At 44.0% G+C, this 5,567-nt stretch carries 6 protein-coding genes and 1 pseudogene; all 7 read right to left on the bottom strand.

Going from position 1 to position 5,567, the window contains the following annotated elements:
- Nucleotides 1-122 (bottom strand): annotated as a pseudogene (locus JZO70_RS22775) (cell wall protein); the annotation flags it as partial.
- A 36-nt stretch (nt 123-158) separates the two neighbouring features.
- On the bottom strand, nt 159-1,466 hold the full coding sequence (locus tag JZO70_RS03935; RefSeq protein WP_207672243.1) for a hypothetical protein: 1,308 nt from the start codon (nt 1,464-1,466) through the stop codon (nt 159-161).
- 51 nt (nt 1,467-1,517) lie between these two features.
- The gene (locus tag JZO70_RS03940) at nt 1,518-2,504 is read right to left on the bottom strand and encodes a signal peptidase I (RefSeq protein ID WP_207672244.1); all 987 of its coding nucleotides are present in this window, start codon (nt 2,502-2,504) and stop codon (nt 1,518-1,520) included.
- Between the two features lie 13 nt (nt 2,505-2,517).
- Nucleotides 2,518-3,612, bottom strand: coding sequence for a glucosaminidase domain-containing protein (locus JZO70_RS03945; protein WP_207672245.1), 1,095 nt, complete (start codon nt 3,610-3,612; stop codon nt 2,518-2,520).
- A complete protein-coding gene (locus tag JZO70_RS03950; protein ID WP_207672246.1) occupies nt 3,602-3,922 on the bottom strand; it encodes a hypothetical protein in 321 nt (106 codons plus the stop codon). Before JZO70_RS03950 ends, JZO70_RS03945 begins: the two co-directional genes overlap by 11 nt.
- Nucleotides 3,919-4,383 (bottom strand): signal peptidase I, encoded by a 465-nt coding sequence (lepB, locus tag JZO70_RS03955; protein ID WP_347565082.1) that lies wholly within the window; start codon nt 4,381-4,383, stop codon nt 3,919-3,921. Before lepB ends, JZO70_RS03950 begins: the two co-directional genes overlap by 4 nt.
- A gap of 39 nt (nt 4,384-4,422) precedes the next feature.
- A complete protein-coding gene (locus tag JZO70_RS03960) occupies nt 4,423-5,547 on the bottom strand; it encodes a hypothetical protein (protein WP_347565083.1) in 1,125 nt (374 codons plus the stop codon).
- Nucleotides 5,548-5,567: the final 20 nt, after the last annotated feature.

The raw sequence follows: 5,567 nt of genomic DNA on the forward strand, positions 1-5,567 counted from the left end.
GCGTACATACCTTCGGAATCTCCAATCACCAAGCCAGGAGGAAGTGTTTTAGCTGCCTCAGCAGCTAAAGGACCAATAAACAGAATGAAAAGACTGAGTATTCCAATGAGTATTCTGCGCATGTTCCTTCACTCCCCCTCGCTTAAATCTGGATCAAGTTAAATATTAGCAACTAGTGCATCATGGATTGCTAAAGTATCACCTGTCAGTGCAGAACCATCTCCTAGGTTCCAACCTGCACTGTCAGTTAGTGCTTCTTCGGTTGCTTGAACAGCTTCCATTTTCACTACTAAGTCAAATGAAGCATTGGTGTATTCCACACCCATAGTGCTTTCGAAAACTAATTTCTTCAACAGGTCAGGTGTTGTTTCGCCTGATTTCAATGGCACAGTGTAGTAGAACCAACCATCATCTGCGTTGTATACCCAGCTATTATCAGCAAGAGTAGCAACATTAGTCATAGCAGTACCATATCCAACACGGATTTCGCTCTTCGTTAATCCATTTGTATCTGCTTGCAAACCATATTTAGTAGAGTTAGCAACTGGTTTTTGGTCAGCAGTTGTTGCAGGAGTTGCTCCAGGAATCGTAGCGCTAGCACCTAATCCGTTTGCAGTTGTTGTATAGTTGTATTCTACGCCATAACGTGAGCCGTTTGTTCCTAGTAAGGCTCTACCATTAGAAGCGCCCGCTGCGTCAGGTAACGTAGAGTGAGCCCAGTTCGCTACAGTATGTTTATAACCATCAGCATAGTAAGCGTATTCCACAACTGAAACTGTGTAATTCCAATCTACCCCATTGTCACTAGCAGTTTCTGCTGGATCAATAGTAGCCTGCATTAATTGGTATTTATTCTTCGATGCATCATAACCTGCATCACCAGGGTTCAGACCTGTATTCGATGGGTCAGTGTAATACTCATGAACAATTTTTGTTTCTAAGTTGGTCGTAATTACGCCAGTTAATGGATTGGTTACTCTTCCACCTTTAGCTAACAGCTTCACATTCGTATCTGCTGCAGTTAATCCAGTCACTTGTCCAGCAGGTACGACTGCATAGCCATCACTATAATAACCAGATCCAGGGGCATTCACTGGCATATTTTTACCTAAGCCAGTATCACCAGCAACGTTAGTATATTTACCCGTTGCAGCGTTGCCGTAACTAACATTACCTAGATCTGTCAAGTGCTTCAATACTTCTTCATAAGAGATACGTACAAATACATTGGCATTCCCAGTATTAGAGACCGACACTTCCTTTTTCGCTTCCGTTCCGGCAATAAGTGGAGAAGGCTCCCATTGTTCCTTCAAGACTACGCTGTCGTCATTTACCGCTGCTGATTCTGCCCGGTTGATCCGTTGATCCTGTGCTGTAATCCAGGCAAACGTCCCGGAGATGGCAGCGATTAATGCTAAAGCCGCTGCTGCAGCCATCAGCTTTTTCTTCTTACTATTTTTCTTCATTTCTTTTCCTCCTATACATCCTTTTTTTCTTTTTATATAAACACTCATAATTTATGAGCGGTTATACCCTGTTGGATACCCATTTCTTTTACTAGGCTTTCTACTTGGCTCAGGCAGTAAAAAGTACGCCTTTAATACTAAGAAAAAGCCAAAGGTTGATAACACACAAACAATACAAAGCCATATATTCTCCTGCACAAAATTCAACATGCTTCCCATTTTAGGAATGACAAAGGTGACCTTTCCTAGAACGCGGTCAGCTAAAATGGGCGGATCCTTACTTTTATTGGCGTCCCCTTTAGTGACAATGTAGTCGCCTTCTTCTCCGTTTAATTCACTCAATCGCTCCACCATTCTGTGAGTCAGGTAACGATCGCCTTCGCCCACCTGGAAGATTACAATGTCCCCTTCCTTCACCTGAGTTCCATCCGTCATTTTTACTAGCACAATATCGCCAGCATAAAATCCGTTGGAAGGAGAGTCTGCCTGGGGAGCCATCGAATCAGTCAAGACTTGATAGAAACGATAACCCATTATTGAGGCCTCTGATTTTTCACTAAAGCTAAACATCACTGAACTCAACAAAATCCCAATGGTTAATGTGTAGAAAAACAAGTTATAAACAAACAAGAAGATTCGACGATGAGTCGTCTGCTTCGCTTGCTGCAAAGACTGCGCACCATACCCAGACATTGGCCGCGGTGGGCGCTGCCGAGGTGGCGGCATCCATTCACGGTTCTCACCGCCATAGGATGAGGTTGGCCTGACCGGTGGCCTATTAGCAGGCAAGGGCCGTTGATACTGCCCTGCTCTCGGATCACGAGGTCGCGGTCGCTGCTGCGGGTAATGCTCATAATACGGATCATACCCTCTTGACTGGGAGGGACGATACGATTCCCGATAGCGAACGGGTCGCTGCGCTTCCCAATCTTCTTGTCTCCTTGGCGGTGGTCGTCGATTCGAAGGCGGACGCTCATGATAAGGAGATGGTTGATCAAAATCGTCATTTCTCTGACGATATTCTCGTGATCTCGTCATAGTTTCCCTCCTTTTATTGTGCATTTCGACTGCCAGACAGCTGATTCGCTGGCCGTTGAGCGGCTCCTGGAATCTTCTGAACAGGTTGCTCGGTTTCTTGTATCTTCACTTGTTTGTTGATTGTTTCAGAACTCAAAAAATTTCCTTCACTCGTTTCAGTAGTTGATTCCCCACTAGTTGCAGATGAAGGTTCAGCCAGCTCTTTCTCCGGCTCTTGATCAAAAGAATCCAATTCATAGGTTTCAATCAAGGCATTCAGTTTCTTGTCATATGAAGTATCCGTTGCATATTTTCCTGTTAAAGCTTTCGTTGCTTCGCGGTAGGTTGCGGCGTTTCCCTTCCAGGTTGCTTGGTAGAAGCCTGAATTGCCGGACAGCCCATTTTTCAACAACGCAGCATAATCCTCCAACGATTCCTTATAACTGGGATACTGCCGAAAGGCTGATTGAATCGTATATAATTGCCCATCCCCTTTGTCTTCTTGAGTATTAAAGGAAACATTTTTCCCCTGATAACTTCCTTTAATCCCAAACAAATTGTGATGGGGCGGTCGAGCCAGCTGACTGTTGCCAGATCCGGTCTCCAGAATAGCTTGAGCAATCATGACGGAAGCATACAGACCGTTGTCCCAAGCAATCTGTTGCGCATCGCTGCCAATTGTCTGAATAAATTCTTCCGTTGTCTGGTTCTTCACTACTGAAAACTGATAATTCTCTTCCACTTTTTCGGTTGGCAACGGTGTTTGGACTGGAGCAACGACTTCTGGTTCTTCCTGTGCAACGCTTGAGTCCGTTGATTCTGCTGACTCACTCGGTACAGTGGTTAAACTACTGGTGTCCGGTGTTTCTTGTATTTCTTGCGTTTCCTGTGTTTCCAAACTCTCACTGCTTTGTCCTTCTTCTATAGAAGAAACTTCAGTGGATTCTGGTTCAGCTTGTACTGAACTAACCGCCTCGCTTGAGGCAGCCGGACTATTTGCAGCGCTCTCAATGACTCCTGACTGGACAGCCGAGGACTCCTTCGTTTCTGCTAAAACTGTCTGCTTTACTTGTTTTTGACAACCAGTCAGCAACAAGCAGCCGAGGACCAGGAGTACTTTACCCTTCATCCAGCTTCCGCCTCTCATGCGGTTGGAACTGTGGCTGTGGTCTTCCTCTTGGTCTTCTTGGTCGAGCCGCAACTTGCTTCAGCTTCAGCAATACGCTGTGATAATGCAAAGCGGTAATTCTGAGGTACAAAGCCAATATCATCAGTAATATCAATAGAAACAATTGGCTCACCGTAACGACATCCTGAAAATCAGTAAAATAGAAAAAGATGGCTAACACTATAACTCCCAGTAGCACCACCAAAGAGAAAAGCCAATAAATCCAATACCAAAAGGTGTACCATTCGATTTTTTCTTGTAATGTCTTCATTTATCTTTGTTCCCCTCTGTGACGATGCCTAAAATTTGTTTTTCTGGAACTAAACCAAAGATGCGGCTGTCCTTGGAGATCATGCGATTATCACCTAGAACGAAGTAATAGTCCTTCGAGATCAATCCATTATTGATCTGCTCCCAAACAAAGTCTTCTGTCTGTTCCGCAAATTCATCAGTTACAGGCTTGCTATTTACAAACAGTTGCCCATTTTGATAATCAATTCGTTCACCTGGCAATCCGACAACCCGTTTGAGATAGAGCGCATCAGGATCGTTAGGCGGATGCATGACCACGACATCAAAGCGCTCCGGCTGGTGATGAGCTTTGACCTGTACCACCTCTTGTTCCCAGAATGTCGGATTCATGGATTCACCGCTGACAAAATACTTAGGATACATCCAGTGATACCCTCGGAATAATCCAAAAAACACGGCATAGCAGATTACAAAAGCAATCACTAGCTTGATTAAAAGGAAACGACTAAATCGCTGGCCTCAGCCAACCTCCTCAGCATTTTTAGCAGGTGGATCTTTTTGTTCTCGTACCATCTTTTCCAAGATCGAGCTTTCTCCTTGAAGCAAATCAAAGTAAGCGGCCTTGCTTAGCAGATTGTCATAATCCATCTTCATCAGCTTTACGTAAGGTTTTCTAAACCATGGCCGGGCATGGACCTTGGCCCGAGACTCAATTACTTGGCATTCATAAATCACAAAATGAATATCCCTAGTCGAAAAGTTGGCTTTAATTTGTTTGACTTGATCCCGTTCGTAAACCAGCTTATTACCGGTAACTGTCATTTTTTCGGTCTTATTCACCAACTCACCGTTCAAGTCCCACATTTGTTCTAGAAATCGAGCCTTCTGTAACAAATAGGTATATTCACGTAAGCTGATCTTAATTCGCTTGTCCCAGTCACTCTCTTCGTTATGCTCTTGGTTAAAGTATTGAATCCCACTATAGAGCATAGAAAGTTCTAATTTTTCGATCACCATTTCCAGCTTTTGGTTCACAGCTCTAAGACGGGCCTTACTTTGGGTCTCCTGTTTCATGTCTTCTTTTCGAACTAAATTTGCCGAGCTTTCAGCTGTTTGGACTTTTTCTTCGCTTTTCTGGATTGGGGGAAGTGATTGCTCCGTTTGTTTATTTATAGAAAAATTTTGATTCGCTAATTCTTGAATCAGTTGTTTCCCATGCTTCAGGGCCTCTTCAGATGAAAGGGCGAATTGTTGCGCCAAGCTATCTTCCAAGTGAACTGCGAAGGGAAAACCGGTTTTGCGAAAAATCAAAGGCACAAAGTCAAAACGATACATTCGTTTACCATGCTTGGGTGCTTCCGTTTGGGCTTTAATCCAAGCAAACTGTGGAAAGAACTGTTGCAGCGCTTGGTAAAAACTTCGCCAATCAAACTCGCCTGGTTCTAGCAAAAGCTCCAAGTGATAGCTGCCGTCCATCCATTGAAAGAGCTGTTGGAAATGACTTCTAATCTTCTCGCGTTGCCCATCATTCAAACTGCCTTCTGGTGCATATAAGTATTCGCAAGATTTTTCAATAGCGACTATCAAATCTGTACTAGCCAATTCGTCACTCATCTTCGGTGCGGGGGTGGGATACAGTGCAATTTGACTATTGAATGCTTTCA

The organism is Candidatus Enterococcus moelleringii (assembly GCF_017377575.1).
In the GTDB taxonomy this organism is placed as follows: Bacteria; Bacillota; Bacilli; order Lactobacillales; family Enterococcaceae; genus Enterococcus_A; species Enterococcus_A moelleringii.

Coding starts and splice junctions, on each gene's coding strand:
- JZO70_RS03940 (WP_207672244.1), bottom strand. CDS start 2,504: ATGACGAGATCACGAGAATATCGTCAGAGAAATGACGATTTTGATCAA.
- JZO70_RS03945 (WP_207672245.1), bottom strand. CDS start 3,612: ATGAAGGGTAAAGTACTCCTGGTCCTCGGCTGCTTGTTGCTGACTGGT.
- JZO70_RS03935 (WP_207672243.1), bottom strand. CDS start 1,466: ATGAAGAAAAATAGTAAGAAGAAAAAGCTGATGGCTGCAGCAGCGGCT.
- JZO70_RS03950 (WP_207672246.1), bottom strand. CDS start 3,922: ATGAAGACATTACAAGAAAAAATCGAATGGTACACCTTTTGGTATTGG.